The organism is Streptomyces sp. NPDC012769 (assembly GCF_042901205.1).
Lineage (GTDB): Bacteria > Actinomycetota > Actinomycetes > Streptomycetales > Streptomycetaceae > Streptomyces.
This window is the reverse complement of the sequence record NZ_JBIBCP010000006.1, coordinates 251,885-268,729: the sequence shown is the minus strand read 5'-3', so window position 1 is coordinate 268,729 and position 16,845 is coordinate 251,885. Positions and strand designations below refer to the sequence as shown.

Here is a 16,845-nt window from a genome sequence, read left to right as displayed (position 1 = left end):
CGATCACGGCTCACGCTCCGGCGGCGACGTTGGCGAGGACGACGGCGACGATCGCCAGGACGACGGAGCCGGCGAGCAGGGCGCTGAGGTAGGTCTGCACGTTGCCGGTCTGGGCGCGGCGGACGAGCCATCCGAGACCCCTGGCGCTGTCGCCCGCGCCGCGTACGTAGGTGTCGACGACCTCGCGGTCCAGGAAGCGGACCAGGGAGGCGGCGGCGAGGACGGGGCGGACGAACAGCGTCCGGTAGACCGCGTCCAGGTGGAAGCCGGCGGCCGCGGGGCGGTGCAGCGGGCCCAGCAGGGCGCGGCCGGGGTCGGCCGGGTCGGGGGCGGAGGCGACGTCGCCGTAGGCGGGGGCGTGGCTCGCGATGGCCTCGGCCTCGACGAGACCGGCGTCGCCCTCGGAGTGGGCGGCCACGGCGCCGAGCGGGGTGCGGGCCGCGAGGGCACGGGTGCGCTGCCAGGCCGCGTAGGTGACGGCGGCGCCGACGACGGCGAGACCGGTGCCGAGGACGGCCGTGGTGACGGTCGGGGTGAGGGGGTGGCCGTCGAACCAGTCGTCGAGATGGCCGGCGGTCAGCCCGAAGCCGAGGGAGGGGACGGCGAGCACCCACAGGACGGTCGTCATGGTGACGGGCTGCCGTCCGTGGTCCGGGGCTTCGGCGCCGCGGCCCCGGAAGGCGAGCAGCCACAGCCGTGACGCGTACGCGGCGGTGAGCAGCGCCGTGAGGAGCCCGGCGACGAGGACGATCCAGCCGGCTCCGGCGGGGGCGACGGTCCGGTCGCCGACGGCGGTGTGCTCGGCGGCGACGAGGACGGCTTCCTTGGAGAAGAAGCCGGCGAAGGGCGGGATCGCGGCGAGCGCGAGCAGGCCGACGGTCATCGTCCAGTAGGCGTCCGGGACGCGCTTGGTCAGTCCGCTCATCCGGGACATGGCCGTCAGCGAGTTGGTGCCGGCGGCGTGGATGACGGCGCCGGCGGCGAGGAACAGCAGCGCCTTGAAGGCGCCGTGCGACAGGAGGTGGAAGACGGCGGCGCCGCGGTCGCCGACGGCGAGGGCGCCCGCCATGTAACCGAGCTGGCCGATCGTCGAGTAGGCGAGGACCCGCTTGATGTCGTCCTGGGCGAGCGCGGCGAGCGCCGAGCCGACCATGGTGACGGCGGCCATCACGGCGAGCACGGTCAGCGCGGCGCCGGAGGCGGCGAAGACCGGCAGCAGCCTGGCCACGAAGTAGACGCCGGCGGCGACCATCGTCGCCGCGTGGATCAGCGCGGAGACGGGGGTGGGGCCGGCCATGGCGTCGGGGAGCCAGGTGTGCAGCGGGAACTGGGCGGACTTGCCCGCCACGCCCGCGAGGAGCAGCAGCGCGATCAGGGTGGGGTGGTCGAGGCCACCGCTCGCGACCGCGCCGAGCACGCCGGTGATGCGGAAGGTGCCCGCGTCGGCAGCGAGCGCGAACAGTCCGATCAGGAAGGGGACGTCGCCGAGCTTGGTGACGAGGAAGGCCTTCAGGGAGGCCGAGCGGGCCTCGGGGGTCTCCCAGTAGTGCCCGACGAGGAAGTACGAGCAGATGCCCATGATCTCCCAGCCGACCAGGAGCACCATCAGGTCGCCGGAGTAGGCGACGAGCAGCATCGCGGAGGTGAAGAGGGAGACCAGCGCGGCGTACGAGGGGTAGCGCGGGTCGTGGCGGAGATAGCCGGTCGAGTAGACCTGCACGCAGGTGGCGACCACCCCGACCAGGACGGCGACGACGGCGGCGAAGCCGTCGATGTGCAGGGCCAGGTCGATGGGGACCGAGCCGGTGGGGGTCAGCTGGGTGGCGGCGTCGATGGCCTTCTCCCCGCCCTGCCGGATCGCGACGAGCACGGCGAGGACCGCCGCGGCGAGCGTCGGGAGCACGGCGAGCGGGCGCACGAAGCCGGGGGCGGTGCGGCCGAGGAGCAGGCCGGCGGCGGAGCCGAGGAAGGGAAGGAGGGGGACGAGGACGGCGAGGGTCGTGGTGGTCACGCGGTGGCCTCGGCCTTCTCGTCTGCGGACGGCGTTTCCTCGGTGCCGCGGGGCTCCGCCGTGTCGCGGAGGCGGTCGACGTCGGCGGTGCCGCGGTTGCGGTGGACCATGAGGACGATCGCGAGACCGATGCCGATCTCCGCGGCGGCGATGGCGATGGTGAAGAGGGTGAGGGCCTGGCCCGCGTGCAGGGTGTCGCGGAGCCAGACGTCGAAGGCGACCAGGTTGAGGTTGACGGCGTTGAGCATGAGCTCGACGGACATCAGGACCAGGATCGCGTTGCGGCGGGCGAGGACGCCGTACAGGCCGACGGAGAAGAGCAGCGCGGCGAGGACGGCCGGGTAGGCGAGGTGCATCAGCCTTCCTCTCCGTTCTTCTTCCGGGACAGGACGATCGCGCCGACGAGAGCGGCGAGCAGCAGCACCGACAGCGCCTCGAAGGGCAGCACCCAGTGCCGGAAGAGGATCTCGCCGGACACCCTGGTGGAGCCCTGGGCGGGCCCGTCGAGGTCGATCCAGGTGGTGCGGAACGCGTCCACGACCACCCACACCAGGGCGGCCGCGGCGGCCAGCGCCACGGCGAGGGCGACCGGCCGGTTGCCCGAGTCGGAGTCCGGGGAGCGGCCGATGGGGGCCTTGGTGAGCATGAGACCGAAGAGGAGGAGGACGACGACGGAACCGACGTAGATCAGCACCTGCACCCAGGCGATGAACTCGGCGGTCAGCAGCAGGTACTCGACGGCGAGGCCGCCGAGGGCCACGACCAGCCACAGGGCGGCGTGGACGAGCTGCTTGGTGGTGACGGTGACGAGGGCCGCGCCGAGGGTGACGAGGCCGACGAGGAGGAAGGCGATCTCGACGCCGGTGGGCGAGAGGAAGCCGTGCTGTGCTGCCAGGGTCACGGGGGTCACTGCGGGCCCTCCTGCTGCTGGGCCTGTGCTTCCGCCTGGGCGGCCTCGGCCTGCGCGGCGGCTGCGGCCGCGGCCGCGGCGGCCTTCTCCGCCGCCTTGCGGGCCGCGGCGATCTCCTTCGGCTCCTCGGCGCGCGGGTCGAGCGCGGGCGGCTCCGGCACCGTCCACATCCACTCGCGGAGCTTGTCGCGCTCGTGGGTCAGTTCGTGGATGTCGGTCTCCGCGTACTCGAACTCGGGCGACCAGAACAGCGCGTCGAAGGGGCACACCTCGATGCAGATGCCGCAGTACATGCAGAGCGAGAAGTCGATCGCGAAGCGGTCGAGGACGTTGCGGCTGCGCTCGCGGCCGCCGGGGGCGGCCGGCGGGACCGTCTCCTTGTGGGAGTCGATGTAGATGCACCAGTCGGGGCACTCGCGGGCGCACAGCATGCACACCGTGCAGTTCTCCTCGAACAGCCCGATGACCCCGCGGGTGCGGGGCGGCAGCTCGGGCTGGGTGTCCGGGTACTGCGCGGTGACGGATTTGCGCGTCATCGTGCGGAGGGTGACGGCGAGGCCCTTGGCGAGGCCGGAGCCGGGAATGGGCATTACTGGATCGCCACCTTCACGATGCCGGTGAGCGCGATCTGCGCGAGGGCGAGCGGGACGAGGGTCGTCCAGGCCAGCTTCTGGAGCTGGTCCTCGCGGAGCCGGGGGTAGGAGACCCGGAGCCAGATCACGACGAAGGCCAGGACGGCCGTCTTGAGCAGGGTCCAGAACAGGCCCCAGCCGAGGCTGTCGGCGCCGAAGGGGCCGTGCCAGCCGCCGAGGAAGAGGACGGTGGTGAGGCCGCACAGGACGACGATGCCGGCGTACTCGGCGAGCAGGAACAGCGCGAAGCGGAGACCGGTGTACTCGGTGTACGCGCCGAAGATGATCTCCGAGTCGGCGACGGGCATGTCGAACGGCGGGCGCTGGAGCTCGGCGAGGCCGGCGGTGAAGAACACGAGCGCGCCGACGATCTGCCAGGGCAGCCACCACCACTCGAAGGCGTTCAGGATGCCGGGGAGGGACACGGTGCCGGCCGCCATCGCGACGGACGCGGCGGCGAGCAGCATCGGCAGCTCGTACGCGAGCAGCTGCGCGGCGGTACGGAGGGCTCCGAGCAGCGAGAACTTGTTGGCCGACGCCCAGCCGGCCATGAGGCTCCCGAGCACCCCGACGCCCATCACGGCCAGGACGAAGAAGATGCCGGCGTCGACGACCTGCCCGACGGCGCCCTCGCTGGGGCCGATGGGGATCGCGACGAGCACGAGGAGGTACGGGAGCAGGGCCACGGCCGGCGCGAGCTGGAAGATCCGCCGGTCGGCGTTGGCCGGGACGACGTCCTCCTTCTGCGCGAACTTCACCCCGTCGGCGACGAGCTGCGCCCACCCGTGGAACCCACCGGCGTACATGGGCCCGAGCCGGCCCTGCATGTGGGCCATGACCTTGTGCTCGGTCTGCCCGACGACGAGCGGCAGCACGAGGAACACGGCGAAGACGACGATCAGCCGGAGGGCGACGTCGAGTACGTCGTTCACGCGGGATCGCCTCCGGCGGGGTGAGTGGTGGGCGGGGTGTCGGCGTCGCCCGGGGCGGGCGGGGCGTCCGCACCGTCGGCTTCCGGGCCTGCGGGCGGGGCGGGCGGCGCGTCGACGCCGTCGGCCGGGGCGGGCCTGGCGTCGGTGTCGCCTGAGGCGGTCGGGGCGTTGACTCCGTCTTGCACGGGCGGGCCCTTCGGGCCTCCGGCCGGGGTCGCTTCGCTTGCGCCGGCGTCGGCGGCCGAATTCGCCTCCGACGCGGCGGAGACCTCGACATCCGGGCCCGCGCCCGGCCCCTGTTCGGCCGGGGCGGCCCCGGCCTCGGAGCTGGTGCTGGGGGTCTCTGCGCCAGGGGTACGGGGCGTCGTGGCCTTGCCCGGGGCGGCCGGGGTCTCGAGGACAGCCCCCGAGGCCTCGGGCTCCTCGTCGAACGCGGGTCGGGCGTGATGCCACGGGGCGTCAGAGCTGCGCGTACGAGGCGCGGGCGCCGGTCGCTGTGGCGCCCCGGCCCGCTGGCTCGCCGAGCCGGCACTCGCGCTGCGGTTCCGGCGCGGGCCGGAAGGGGCCGCGCCGGGGGCCGCCTCAGCGGACTGGTCCCCCGAAGGCGCAGATGCCTCCACGTCGCCGGACTCAGCCGCCGAACCCTCGGCCGCGCCGGGCGACGCCTCGACCGACTGGTCCGCCGAAGGCGCAGACGCCTCCGCACGCTGACTCGCGGAACCCGCGCTCGCGCTGCGGGCACGGCGGGGGCCGGAAGGGGCCGCGCCAGGGGTCGCCTCGGCGGACGGGGTCGCCGAATCCTCGGTCGCGCCGAGGATCGCCCCGGTGGACTGGTGCGCGGGGGCAGGCGCGTCCGCACCGGCCTCAGGCGCCTCCGCACGCTGGCTCGCGGAACCCGTGCCCGCGCTGCGGGCGCGGCGCGGGCCGGCAGGCACAGCACCGGCGGGCGCCTCAGGTGCCGGTGCGTCCGCACCAGCCACCGGCGTATCAGGCGCCGCAGGCACCTCCGCACGCTGGCTCGCGGAACCCGCGCTCGCGCTGCGGGCGCGGCGCGGGCCGGCAGGCACAGCACCGGCGGGCGCCTCAGGTGCCGGTGCGTCCGCACCAGCCACCGGCGTGCCAGGCGCCACGGGCGCCTCCGCGTCAGGGGTGGTCTCAGGCGCCGCAGGCACCTCCGCACGCTGGCTCGCCGAGCCGGCGCTCGCGCTGCGGGCGCGGCGCGGGCCGGCAGGGGTGGCCGACTGGTCCTCCGTGCCGGCCACGGGCGTGCCAGGGGCCTGGGTCGCCGAGCCCTCGGAGGCGCTGCGGGTGCGGCGGGCCGGGCGGTCGGTGGCGGTGGCACGGGCCGGGCGGTCGGTGGCCGCGGCGCGGGTGGGGCGGGTGGGGGCGGGGGGGAGCTGGCCCTTGAGGGGGCCCCATTCGTTGGGGTCCGGGACGCCCGGGGGGAGCATCTGGCGGCGCTTGGGGGCGTTGGGGTCGTGGGACTCGCCCGGTTCCTTCGCGCCCGGCCAGGCCTTGGCCACGCGGGCGGCGAGGACGAAGTCCTTGCGCAGCGGGTGGCCCTCGAAGTTCTCCGGGAGGAGGAGGTGGACCAGGTGCGGGTGGTCCGTGAAGGTCACGCCGAACATCTCGTACGTCTCGCGCTCGTGCCACGCCGCCCCGGCGTAGACGGACACGGCGGACGGCAGGGAGGGCGAGCCGTGCGGGACCGTCGTGCGCAGGAGGAGGCGGCGGACCCGCCCCGACTCCAGCGCCGCCACGTGCGCGCACACGCGGAAGCCCGTGCCCGGCTCGTCGACCGCGCTCAGCCAGTCGAAGTACGTGCAGCCCAGCTTGTCCCGCGCGATCTCCAGCGCCGCGATCCACGAGCCGGTCGGGACGTCGACCGTGAGCAGGTCGTACGCCCGCTCCGCCGTCGCCTCCTCGCCGAAGACCTCCTGGACCGCGTCCGGGAGGGTGTCGTAGAGGTTCACCGGTCCCCACCTCCCGGCTTCGGGGGCTCCACCAGGCCGCTGGTCAGCTGGGACACCGACGGCGCCCCCGCCCCGTAACGCTCGCCGAGGCTCTCCCGCGCGATCTTCTCCTGGAGCTTGAGGATGCCCTGGAGCAGCGCCTCGGGCCGCGGCGGGCAGCCCGGCACGTACACGTCGACGGGGATGATCTGGTCGACGCCCTTGGTGACCGAGTACGAGTCCCAGTACGGGCCGCCGCAGTTCGAGCAGGCGCCGAAGGAGATGACGTACTTCGGCTCGGGCATCTGCTCGTACAGCCGCTTCACCGCCGGCGCCATCTTGTCCGTCACCGTGCCGGACACGATCATCAGGTCGGCCTGGCGCGGGCCCGGCGCGAAGGGGATCACGCCGAGCCGGATGAAGTCGTGGCGGGCCATCGACGCGGCGATGAACTCGATCGCGCAGCAGGCGAGGCCGAAGTTGAATACCCACAGGCTGTAGCGGCGGCCCCAGTTCAGGACCACCTTCATCGGCTCGGGGGCCAGCCGCGCGAGCGGGCCGAGCTTGGGAGCCGGGAGCGGGGCGGGGAGCGGGGTCACGTCCATGTCAGGACGCCCTTCTTGTACGCGTAGAGCAGTCCCACGGCCAGGAAGCCGAGGAAGACGAACATCTCGACGAGCGTCGTCGCCCCGTACCCGGGCGCGGCGAAGACCGTCGCCCAGGGGAAGAGGAAGATCGAGTCGACGGCGAAGATCACGTAGAGGAAGGCGTAGACGTAGTAGCGGACCTGGGTGTGCGCCCAGCCCTCCCCCACCGGGTCGACGCCGCACTCGTAGGTGAGGAGCTTCTCGTGGGTCGGCACGACGGGGCGCAGCAGGCGCCCGGCGCCGAAGGCGACCGCGACGAACAGCACGCCGAGGACGGCGAGCAGTCCGACGACGGAGTACGTCTGGAAGTAGTCCGCCGCGTGGTCCGCCGCGTAACCCGTCGCGTGGTCCGCCGCGACAACGGTCGGTTCCCGCACGTCCGCCCCTCGGTCTCGGTGTCTCATTCTTCTTCTACGGACGCGAGTCTAGGCCCTGCTAAAGGGAGCGTAAGCAGTCGCGGTGGGGTTATCCCCCCTCCGCTCCCGGCCACCTTCCCCATGGCGTGTCCGCCCCCGCTACCGGCAGTCTTGCGGTCATGAGCGACCAGCGCACCGACACCCCGCCGCCGCCCGCACGACTCGCCTACGGCCGGCACACCTGGAAGGAGGTCGCCCACCTCCTCGCCGACCTCCCGTGCGCACTCGCCGGTTTCCTCTACTCCGTGGTGACCGTGGCCCTGGGCGTGGGCCTGGCGGTCACGGTGATCGGTCTGCCGCTGCTGGCGCTCGGCCTCTCCGGCGCGCGCGGCATGGCGCGGGCGGAGCGGGCGCGGGCGCGCGGGCTGCTGGGCGTCCACGTGGACAACCCGAGCCGGCTGCCGCGCGGGGACGGCTTCTTCTCCTGGCTGTGGTCGCAGCTGAAGGACCCGGTGGGGTGGCGCAGCCAGCTCTACGGGTTCATCCGTCTGCCGTGGGGCGTGGTGACCTTCACGGTGACGCTGGTGTCGCTGCTCGTGCTGTGGCCGGTGCTGCCGTTCGTGGTGCGGGGGCTCGCCAACGTCGACCGGGCCATGGTCCGCGGGCTGCTCTCGCCCTCGGACGAGCTGGAGCGGCGGATCGCGGAGCTGGAGTCGGACCGGGGCGTGGTCGTCGACACCGCCGCCGCCGACCTGCGGCGCATCGAGCGCGACCTGCACGACGGGGCCCAGGCCCGGCTGGTCGCCCTCGCGATGGGGCTCGGTCTGGCGAAGGAGAAGCTGCTCGACGACCCGGAGGCGGCCGCGGCGATGGTCGACGAGGCGCACGGCGAGGTGAAGCTCGCCCTCCAGGAACTGCGCGACCTCGCCCGCGGCATCCACCCGGCCGTCCTCACCGACCGCGGCCTCGACGCCGCCCTCTCCGCGGTCTCCGCCCGCTGCACCGTGCCCGTGAAGGTCTCGGTCGACCTGGCCGAGCGGCCCGCGGAGGCGATCGAGGGCATCGCCTACTTCACCGTGTCGGAGCTGCTCCAGAACGTCTCCAAGCACGCCCGGGCCCGTTCCGCCTCGGTGGAGGTGTGGCGGGCCAAGGACCGGCTGATGCTCCAGGTCCGCGACGACGGCGTGGGCGGGGCGCGGCTCGACGGCGGCGGTACGGGGATGGCGGGGCTCGCGGAGCGGCTGGGCGCGGTCGACGGCGTCTTCGTCGTGGACTCGCCCGCGGGCGGGCCGACGGTCGTCACGGCGGAGCTGCCCTGGCGGGACCGCACGCCGCCGGCCGCCGGGGCGCGCCGGTAGCAGTCCACCGGTAGCAGTCCACCGGTGGCAGTCCACGGGCAGCTCGCGGGCGGAGCCCGTCCCCCGCGGGGCAGGCAGTCGGAAGCCCGCGCCCCGGGGGAACGCGCCGGTGGGCCTGCGCCCGCCCCGAACGCCCGCCCCGAACGCCCGCCCGCCGGAGCGCCGGTAGGGAAAACCCCCCGTCGCAGACGCCCACCTTCCTCATGGTCCCGGCCCCCTCCGCCCCGGGAGGGTGGAGGACGACCGACCCCGGATGAGAAACGGACTCCCGATGGCCTCCCTCCGTCCCCCCGCCGCCGTCCGCGCGCCCTTCGAAGGGCGCTCCTGGCGAGAGTTCGGCTACGTCCTGACCGGGCTGCCGCTGAGCGTCCTGTCCTTCTGCCTCGCCGTCACCCTCGTCTCGGCCGGTGCCGGGCTGCTCGTGACCTTCCTCGGCATCCCGGTCCTGGCCGCCGCGCTCACCGTGTGCCGGGGCTTCGGCGCGGTGGAGCGGGCGCGGGCGCGCGGGCTGCTCGGACTGGACGTACGGGCGCCGGAGCCGGCCCGGGGGCGGACCGGCGGGCCCCTGTCGTGGATGGGCGCGACGCTGAGGAGCGGGGCGTCCTGGCGGCACCTGCTGTACGCGGTCCTGCACTTCCCCTGGGCGGTCTTCACCTTCTCCGTGACGCTGGCGCTGTGGGCGTGGGGCTGGAGCCTGTTCACGTATCCGCTGTGGCAGTGGGTGTTCCCCCTGTACGCGGGTCAGGACGGGCTCCAGGTGTACGGGGACGAGACGCGCGCCCTCTACCTCGACTCGCCCTTCGAGATCGCCGTCACGTCGCTCGTGGGTCTGGTCTTCGTGCTCGCCTGGCCGTGGGTCACGCGGGGCCTGGTGGCGGTCGACCGGCTGATGGTGTCGGGGCTGCTCGGCCCGTCCCGGCTGGCCACCCGGGTCACGGAGCTGGAGTCGGACCGGGGCGTGGTCGTGGACACCGCCGCGGCCGACCTGCGGCGCATCGAGCGGGACCTGCACGACGGCGCCCAGGCCCGGCTGGTGTCCCTGGCGATGGATCTGGGGCTGGCGAAGGAGAAGCTGGCGCAGGACCCGCTGGCCGCGGCGGCGATGGTCGACGAGGCGCACGGCGAGGTGAAGCTCGCCCTCCAGGAGCTGCGGGACCTGGCCCGCGGCATCCACCCGGCCGTCCTCACCGACCGCGGCCTCGACGCCGCCCTCTCCGCGGTCTCCGCCCGCTGCACCGTCCCGGTGTCGGTGGAGGTGGACCTGCCGGGCCGGCCGGCCGCGGCGATCGAGGGCATCGCCTACTTCACCGTGTCGGAGCTGCTCCAGAACGTCTCCAAGCACGCGCGGGCCCGGCGGGCGTGGGTGGACGTGTGGCGGACCGAAGGCCGGCTGATGCTCCAGGTGCGGGACGACGGGGTGGGCGGCGCGGATCCGGTGGCGGGCCGCGGCCTCGCGGGGCTGGCGGAACGGCTCGACGCGGTCGACGGCGTCCTGGCGGTCGACTCGCCGGCGGGCGGCCCGACGACGGTGACGGCGGAACTGCCCTGGCGGTCCTGAGCGCCCCGCCGCCCGGGCGGTCCTGAGCCCCCGGCTCCCCACCCGGGCGGCCCTGAGCCCCCGGCTCCCCACCCGGGCGGCCCTGAGCCCCCGGCTCCCCCGCCCGGGCGGTCCTGAGCCCCCGGCTCCCCCGTCCGGGCCGCAGGGCCGCCGCCCCTCCCCGTGACGCCGACTCCCCCGCCCGTGACGCCGCCCCCTCCCCCGTAACCCCACCCCTCTCTCCGTTGAACCAGTTCAGGGCCCACCGCGTCCCTTCTGCTGCGATGCTGGGGATCACTCAGCTCGATCAAGAAAGGCAGGGGCCGTGACGGACTTGGGGCCGGACGGGGGCGTGCGGGTGGTCATCGCCGAGGACTCGGTGCTGCTGCGCGAGGGGCTGACCAGGCTGCTCACCGATCTGGGGCACGAGGTGGTCGCCGGGGTCGGGGACGGCGAGGCGCTGGTGAAGACCGTGTCCGAGCTCGCGGACGAGGGAGCGCTGCCGGACGTGGTCGTGGCCGACGTGCGGATGCCGCCGACGCACACGGACGAGGGGGTCCGGGCGGCGGTGCGGCTGCGGAAGGAGCATCCGGGGCTCGGGGTGCTCGTGCTGTCGCAGTACGTGGAGGAGCAGTACGCGACGGAGCTGCTCGCCGGGTCCAGCACCGGCGTGGGCTATCTCCTGAAGGACCGGGTCGCCGAGGTCCGGGAGTTCGTGGACGCGGTGGTGCGGGTGGCCCGGGGCGGTACGGCGCTGGATCCGGAGGTGGTGGCGCAGCTGCTGGGCCGGAGCCGGAAGCAGGACGTGCTGGCGGCGCTGACCCCGCGGGAGCGGGAGGTCCTGGGGCTGATGGCGGAGGGGCGTACGAATTCGGCCATCGCCAGGCAGCTGGTGGTGAGCGACGGGGCCGTGGAGAAGCACATCGGCAACATCTTCCTGAAGCTGGGGCTGTCGCCGAGTGACGGGGATCACCGCCGGGTACTCGCGGTGTTGACCTATCTGAACTCCTGATGGGCTGACACCCTGTCAGACACGGGGCGGGGTGGAATGAGCGCGCGATCCCGCTCCGTGTCCAAGAATGAGCGGAGCGCGATCCTCCGGTGGACTCGGGGGCTCACGGAGAGCGACAATTGACGACAAAAGGGCGTGTCGGGCGTCTCAAAACGAGGTCCACGATGCGAGAAGTCCCGGGAGGGGCCACCTGACGGACGTAGGGTGGGCCACGGGACGGCCGGTCCACCGGTCGTCTCCCGAGCCTTCTCCGCGGGTGACGTCTCGACGGAGAGAACCCTTTCCGCGAGGGAGGTCCAGTTCAGTGACCAGCCAGGTCAGCAGCGAGGCCGGTGAGGCCCTGGTCGGGGAGCAGCGCACAGCCCCGGCGACGGCGGATCACGGCTCCGCGAAGGAAGTCCGCCGGCTCGACCGCGTGATCATCCGCTTCGCGGGCGACTCCGGTGACGGCATGCAGCTCACGGGTGACCGCTTCACCTCGGAGACGGCGTCCTTCGGGAACGACCTCTCCACGCTGCCGAACTTCCCGGCCGAGATCCGGGCGCCCGCGGGCACCCTGCCGGGCGTGTCCTCGTTCCAGCTGCACTTCGCCGACCACGACATCCTGACCCCGGGCGACGCGCCGAACGTCCTGGTCGCGATGAACCCGGCCGCGCTGAAGGCCAACATCGGGGACGTGCCGCGCGGCGGCGAGATCATCGTCAACACCGACGAGTTCGCCAAGCGCGCCATGGCGAAGGTCGGCTACGAGACCTCGCCCCTGGAGGACGGCTCGCTGGACGGGTACCAGGTCCACCCGGTGCCGCTGACCACCCTGACGGTCGAGGCCCTGAAGGACTTCGGGCTCTCCCGCAAGGAGGCCGAGCGCTCCAAGAACATGTTCGCGCTCGGACTGCTCTCCTGGATGTACCACCGGCCCACCGAGGCCACCGAGACCTTCCTGCGCCAGAAGTTCGCGAAGAAGCCCGAGATCGCCGAGGCGAACGTGGCCGCGTTCCGGGCGGGCTGGAACTTCGGCGAGACCACCGAGGACTTCGCGGTCTCCTACGAGGTGGCCCCGGCGACCCGGGCCTTCCCCACCGGCACGTACCGCAACATCTCCGGGAACCTGGCCCTCTCCTACGGCCTGGTCGCCGCCGCCCGCCAGGCGGACCTGCCGCTCTACCTCGGCTCGTACCCGATCACCCCGGCCTCGGACATCCTGCACGAGCTGAGCAAGCACAAGAACTTCGGCGTGCGCACCTTCCAGGCGGAGGACGAGATCGCCGGCATCGGCGCCGCGCTCGGCGCCGCCTTCGGCGGCTCGCTCGCCGTCACCACCACCAGCGGCCCCGGCGTCGCGCTCAAGTCGGAGACCATCGGTCTCGCCGTCTCGCTCGAACTGCCGCTGCTCATCGTCGACATCCAGCGCGGCGGCCCGTCCACCGGCCTGCCCACCAAGACCGAGCAGGCCGACCTCCTCCAGGCCATGTACGGACGCAACGGCGAGGCCCCGGTGCCCGTCGTGGCCCCGCGCACGCCCGCCGACTGCTTCGACGCGGCGCTCGACGCGGCCAGGATCGCCCTCACCTACCGCACGCCGGTCCTGCTGCTCTCCGACGGCTACCTCGCCAACGGATCCGAACCCTGGCGGATCCCGGAGGTCGACGAACTACCGGACCTCACCACGCCGTTCGCCATCGGCCCGAACCACACCCTCGCCGACGGCACCGAGGTCTTCTGGCCGTACAAGCGCGACCCGGAGACCCTCGCCCGGCCCTGGGCACTGCCCGGCACCCCCGGCCTCGAACACCGCATCGGCGGCATCGAGAAGCAGGACGGCAGCGGCAACATCAGCTACGACCCGGCCAACCACGACTTCATGGTCCGCACCCGGCAGGCCAAGATCGACGGCATCGAGGTGCCCGACGTCGAGGTCGACGACCCGGACGGCGCGAAGACCCTGGTCCTCGGCTGGGGCTCCACCTACGGGCCCATCACGGCGGCCGTACGCCGGCTCCGCCGCGAGGGAGCGCCCATCGCACAGGCCCACCTGCGCCACCTCAACCCCTTCCCGAAGAACCTCGGCGACGTGCTGAGGCGCTACGACAAGGTGATCGTGCCCGAGATGAACCTGGGCCAGCTCGCCACCCTCGTCCGGGCGAAGTACCTCGTGGACGCCCGCAGCCACAACCAGGTCAACGGCATGCCGTTCAAGGCCGAGCAGCTCGCGGCCGCTCTCAAGGAGGCCATCGATGAGTGAGTCGCTCCTGCACCTGGTGCCCAAGGCAGAGGCCGCCCAGTCGATGAAGGACTTCAAGTCCGACCAGGAGGTCCGCTGGTGCCCCGGCTGCGGCGACTACGCCGTCCTCGCCGCCGTCCAGGGCTTCCTGCCCGAGCTCGGACTGGCGAAGGAGAACATCGTCTTCGTCTCCGGCATCGGCTGCTCCTCCCGCTTCCCGTACTACATGAACACCTACGGGATGCACTCCATCCACGGCCGCGCGCCCGCCATCGCCACCGGACTCGCGACCTCCCGCCGCGACCTGTCGGTGTGGGTCGTCACCGGTGACGGCGACGCGCTGTCCATCGGCGGCAACCACCTCATCCACGCGCTGCGCCGCAACGTCAACCTGAAGATCCTGCTGTTCAACAACCGGATCTACGGCCTCACCAAGGGCCAGTACAGCCCCACGTCCGAACTCGGCAAGATCACCAAGTCGACCCCGATGGGCTCGCTCGACGCGCCCTTCAACCCGGTGTCCCTGGCCCTCGGCGCGGAGGCGTCCTTCGTGGCCCGGACCGTGGACTCCGACCGCAAGCACCTCACCGAGGTGCTGCGCCAGGCCGCCGACCACAACGGCACCGCCCTGGTGGAGATCTACCAGAACTGCAACATCTTCAACGACGGCGCCTTCGAGGTCCTCAAGGACAACGAGCAGGCCAAGGAGGCCGTCATCCGCCTGGAGCACGGGCAGCCGATCCGCTTCGGCGCCGGGCTCGACAAGGGCGTCGTCCGCGACCCGGCCACCGGCGACCTGAAGGTCGTCGCCGTGACGGCGGAGAACGAGGACCGGATCCTGGTCCACGACGCCCACGCCACCTCCCCCACCACCGCCTTCGCCCTCTCCCGCCTCGCCGACCCCGACACGCTGCACCAGACGCCCATCGGGGTGTTCCGGTCCGTGGAGCGGCCGGTGTACGACACGCTGATGGCGGAGCAGCTGGAGAAGGCGGTGGAGCAGCAGGGCAAGGGGGACCTGGGGCAGCTGCTGGCGGGGAAGGACACCTGGACGGTGGTGGGCTGACCCAGGGCCCGACCCGGTCAGTCGCGCTTCGCTGCCTCGGCGAAAGGGCCGAGGCAGCGGGGCGTTCCGGCCCGGATCTGCCAGAGGGCCAGGCCCTGGAGGGCGGACCGCGAGTCGATGTTGGCCCTGGCGTCGTAGGTCCTGGCCACGCCCTGGAACGACACGTCGTCGTTCATGAGGGCGTTCGCGATCGCCGGGCCCTTGAGCTGGGCTTTCCTTCCGACGGCGGTACGCAGTGCCTGCGCCGTCCAGTGCAGGGCGTCGTACGACTCCACCGCGTACCGTTCGATCCGCTCCGAGGCCGGGAGCCGCCAGCGCCTGCGGTACGCGGCCGAGAACTCCTTCGCGGAGGGGACCGTCTCGGGGTCGGTGTAGCCGGTGCCGAAGTACCAGCCCTCGGCCGCCGGCCCCGCCACGGCGAGGAACTCCGGCCCGAGCGCGGACTCGACACTTCCGCACGGGCCCTCGTAGCCCTGGTCGCGCAGGGCCCTGGCGCACAGCGCGGCCCTGCGGGGCGAGGTGCCCGCGTACATCACGCCCAGCGGGGAGGTGGCCAGCGCGGCCCGCACGGCGGGGCCGAAGTCCTCGCTGTCCGCCGCCACCTGGTGCACGGTGACCGTGCCGCCGGCGGGGGGCGAGTTCTTCATGCTCCTGGCGGCGGACCAGCTGTAGGTGCCGGCCGCCCGGTCCTCGACGACGGCGGTGCGGCCCCGGTCGTGCTCCGAGAGGTAGCGGGCGAAGGGCACGATCATCGTGTCGGGGACGGGCCGCAGCTCGAAGTACGTGCGGCTCTCCGGCGTCTGGGCCCGGATCACGCCCGTCGGGACGAACGCCGCCACGCTCAACAACGGCACCTTCGTGTCGACGAGGACGTCCGCCGCCGCCACGGCCGTCTCCGTGGTCGTCGGGCCGAGGGCGGCGACCAGGCGGGGCTCGCTGAGCAGGGCACGGGCCCCCGCTGCGGCCCGCTGGGGGTCTCCCCCGTCGTCGATCACCGTGAGGGCCAGGTCGAAGGGCCGGTCCCGGCGGGCGTTGAAGGTCTCCAGGGCGAGCCGCAGCCCGCGTTCCTGAGCGCGGCCGTCCGCCTTGCCCGGGCCGCTCAGATCCGTCAGGACCCCGAGCACGTACGTCGCTCTCGGGCCCTCCGTACCGCCGCCGGTCCCGCCGGCGGAGGCACCGGCGGGGTCACGGGCGAGCAGCCAGGCGGTGACACCACCGGCCGCCGCGACGGTCCCGGCCGAGCCGAGGGCGAGGAGCCGTCGGCGCGAAAGGCCCACCGGCCGCGCCGAGTCGATCATCGTGGGGTCGGCCACCGGCAGGTCGAGGACCCGGGACGAGCGCTCGGCGATCAGCGCGGGCAGGCCGGGCGGCAGCCAGTCCCCCGCCGGGCCGTCGGCCGGCCCCAGGGCCGCCCGTACCCCGTCGGCGGTGGGCCGGTCGGCGGCGTCCTTGGCGAGACAGGCCGTGACCAGCGGCAGCAGGGCCTCCGGCACGCCGTCGAGGTCGGGTTCCTCGTGGACGGTGCGGTAGACGACCGCGGCGACCCCGCCCGTACCGAAGGGGCGGCGGCCGGTCAGCGCGTACGCGAGGACGCAGCCGAGCGAGAACACGTCGCTGGCCGGGCCGACCTCGCCCGCCCCGACGACGCGAGCCTGTTCGGGGGCGAGGAAGCCGGGGGTGCCGATCATCGCGTCGGTCGCGGTGAGCGCGGTCGCCCCGGCGGTGCGGGCGATGCCGAAGTCGATCAGCCGGGGGCCGTCGAGGGCGAGCAGGACGTTGCCGGGCTTGACGTCGCGGTGGACGAGCCCGGCCCCGTGCATGTCGTGGAGCGCGTCGGCGAGCCGGGCACCCAGCGCCCGTACGGTCGGCTCGGGGAGGGCTCCGTGCGTGCGTACGGCCTCGACGGCCTCGACCAGGGAGGGGCCGGGGACGAACTCGGTGGCGAGCCAGGGCTCTCGGGCCTCCGGGTCGGCGCCGAGGACGCGTACGACCCAGCGGCCGGTGATCCGCCCGGCGGCGCTCGCCTCGCGGCGGAACCGTTCGCGGAACCCGGGATCGGCGGCGTGCTCGGCCCGGATCAGCTTCACGGCGGCGAGCGCGCCGCCGGCGGAACGGGCGAGGTAGACCACGCCCATGCCGCCGGCGCCGAGCCGACCCAGGAGCCGGTAGCCGGCGATCGTGGACGGGTCCGCCTTCCTGAGGGGTTGCACC

At 73.6% G+C, this 16,845-nt stretch carries 14 protein-coding genes; 5 read left to right on the top strand and 9 right to left on the bottom strand.

All coding sequences use genetic code 11. The features are described 5' to 3' along the window. Nucleotides 1-10: 10 nt before the first annotated feature. The 8 genes from ACFY7C_RS29735 to ACFY7C_RS29700 are packed head-to-tail and all read right to left on the bottom strand — an operon-like array spanning nucleotide 11 to nucleotide 7,461. The gene (locus tag ACFY7C_RS29735) at nucleotides 11-2,011 is read right to left on the bottom strand and encodes an NADH-quinone oxidoreductase subunit L (RefSeq protein WP_389656176.1); all 2,001 of its coding nucleotides are present in this window, start codon (nucleotides 2,009-2,011) and stop codon (nucleotides 11-13) included. Next, entirely contained in the window at nucleotides 2,008-2,367 is a 360-nt protein-coding gene (gene nuoK, locus ACFY7C_RS29730) for an NADH-quinone oxidoreductase subunit NuoK (protein WP_356690820.1), read from the bottom strand. The genes ACFY7C_RS29735 and nuoK overlap by 4 nt, the downstream gene beginning before the upstream one ends. Continuing rightward, nucleotides 2,367-2,921, bottom strand: a complete 555-nt coding sequence (locus ACFY7C_RS29725; protein WP_389656172.1) for an NADH-quinone oxidoreductase subunit J — start codon at nucleotides 2,919-2,921, stop codon at nucleotides 2,367-2,369. Before ACFY7C_RS29725 ends, nuoK begins: the two co-directional genes overlap by 1 nt. Continuing rightward, entirely contained in the window at nucleotides 2,918-3,511 is a 594-nt protein-coding gene (locus ACFY7C_RS29720) for a NuoI/complex I 23 kDa subunit family protein (RefSeq protein WP_389656169.1), read from the bottom strand. The genes ACFY7C_RS29725 and ACFY7C_RS29720 overlap by 4 nt, the downstream gene beginning before the upstream one ends. After that, on the bottom strand, nucleotides 3,511-4,485 hold the full coding sequence (locus tag ACFY7C_RS29715) for an NADH-quinone oxidoreductase subunit H (protein WP_389656166.1): 975 nt from the start codon (nucleotides 4,483-4,485) through the stop codon (nucleotides 3,511-3,513). Before ACFY7C_RS29715 ends, ACFY7C_RS29720 begins: the two co-directional genes overlap by 1 nt. Then, nucleotides 4,482-6,458: an NADH-quinone oxidoreductase subunit C gene (locus tag ACFY7C_RS29710; RefSeq protein ID WP_389656163.1), complete on the bottom strand. Its 1,977-nt coding sequence runs from the start codon at nucleotides 6,456-6,458 to the stop codon at nucleotides 4,482-4,484. Before ACFY7C_RS29710 ends, ACFY7C_RS29715 begins: the two co-directional genes overlap by 4 nt. Continuing rightward, nucleotides 6,455-7,042: an NADH-quinone oxidoreductase subunit B gene (locus ACFY7C_RS29705; RefSeq protein ID WP_389656160.1), complete on the bottom strand. Its 588-nt coding sequence runs from the start codon at nucleotides 7,040-7,042 to the stop codon at nucleotides 6,455-6,457. Before ACFY7C_RS29705 ends, ACFY7C_RS29710 begins: the two co-directional genes overlap by 4 nt. After that, nucleotides 7,033-7,461, bottom strand: coding sequence for an NADH-quinone oxidoreductase subunit A (locus tag ACFY7C_RS29700; RefSeq protein WP_389656157.1), 429 nt, complete (start codon nucleotides 7,459-7,461; stop codon nucleotides 7,033-7,035). Before ACFY7C_RS29700 ends, ACFY7C_RS29705 begins: the two co-directional genes overlap by 10 nt. A 158-nt stretch (nucleotides 7,462-7,619) precedes the next feature. Between ACFY7C_RS29700 and ACFY7C_RS29695 the strand changes: the two genes are divergently transcribed. The 5 genes from ACFY7C_RS29695 to ACFY7C_RS29675 all read left to right on the top strand — a co-directional run bounded on the left by ACFY7C_RS29695 (nucleotide 7,620) and on the right by ACFY7C_RS29675 (nucleotide 14,634). Beyond that, complete coding sequence (locus tag ACFY7C_RS29695) at nucleotides 7,620-8,798, top strand: sensor histidine kinase (RefSeq protein WP_389656154.1); 1,179 nt, start codon at nucleotides 7,620-7,622, stop codon at nucleotides 8,796-8,798. A 253-nt stretch (nucleotides 8,799-9,051) separates the two neighbouring features. Continuing rightward, nucleotides 9,052-10,356, top strand: coding sequence for a sensor histidine kinase (locus ACFY7C_RS29690; RefSeq protein ID WP_389656151.1), 1,305 nt, complete (start codon nucleotides 9,052-9,054; stop codon nucleotides 10,354-10,356). A gap of 331 nt (nucleotides 10,357-10,687) precedes the next feature. Continuing rightward, nucleotides 10,688-11,347: a LuxR C-terminal-related transcriptional regulator gene (locus ACFY7C_RS29685; protein ID WP_389656931.1), complete on the top strand. Its 660-nt coding sequence runs from the start codon at nucleotides 10,688-10,690 to the stop codon at nucleotides 11,345-11,347. Nucleotides 11,348-11,651: 304 nt separating this feature from the next. Continuing rightward, nucleotides 11,652-13,589: a 2-oxoacid:acceptor oxidoreductase subunit alpha gene (locus ACFY7C_RS29680; protein ID WP_389656148.1), complete on the top strand. Its 1,938-nt coding sequence runs from the start codon at nucleotides 11,652-11,654 to the stop codon at nucleotides 13,587-13,589. Continuing rightward, nucleotides 13,582-14,634 carry a 2-oxoacid:ferredoxin oxidoreductase subunit beta gene (locus ACFY7C_RS29675; protein ID WP_389656146.1) on the top strand — a complete coding sequence of 351 codons (1,053 nt, stop codon included), beginning with the start codon at nucleotides 13,582-13,584 and terminating at the stop codon, nucleotides 14,632-14,634. Before ACFY7C_RS29680 ends, ACFY7C_RS29675 begins: the two co-directional genes overlap by 8 nt. 17 nt (nucleotides 14,635-14,651) lie before the next feature. Here ACFY7C_RS29675 and ACFY7C_RS29670 read toward each other — a convergent pair whose 3' ends face one another. Beyond that, a complete protein-coding gene (locus ACFY7C_RS29670) occupies nucleotides 14,652-16,844 on the bottom strand; it encodes a bifunctional serine/threonine-protein kinase/ABC transporter substrate-binding protein (RefSeq protein ID WP_389656143.1) in 2,193 nt (730 codons plus the stop codon). Nucleotide 16,845: the final 1 nt, after the last annotated feature.

What these genes read in the sequence shown, in the direction of transcription:
- ACFY7C_RS29675 (WP_389656146.1), top strand. Translation starts at nt 13,582, where the DNA reads ATGAGTGAGTCGCTCCTGCACCTGGTGCCCAAGGCAGAGGCCGCCCAG.
- ACFY7C_RS29720 (WP_389656169.1), bottom strand. Translation starts at nt 3,511, where the DNA reads ATGCCCATTCCCGGCTCCGGCCTCGCCAAGGGCCTCGCCGTCACCCTC.
- nuoK (WP_356690820.1), bottom strand. Translation starts at nt 2,367, where the DNA reads ATGCACCTCGCCTACCCGGCCGTCCTCGCCGCGCTGCTCTTCTCCGTC.
- ACFY7C_RS29695 (WP_389656154.1), top strand. Translation starts at nt 7,620, where the DNA reads ATGAGCGACCAGCGCACCGACACCCCGCCGCCGCCCGCACGACTCGCC.
- ACFY7C_RS29705 (WP_389656160.1), bottom strand. Translation starts at nt 7,042, where the DNA reads ATGGACGTGACCCCGCTCCCCGCCCCGCTCCCGGCTCCCAAGCTCGGC.
- ACFY7C_RS29690 (WP_389656151.1), top strand. Translation starts at nt 9,052, where the DNA reads ATGAGAAACGGACTCCCGATGGCCTCCCTCCGTCCCCCCGCCGCCGTC.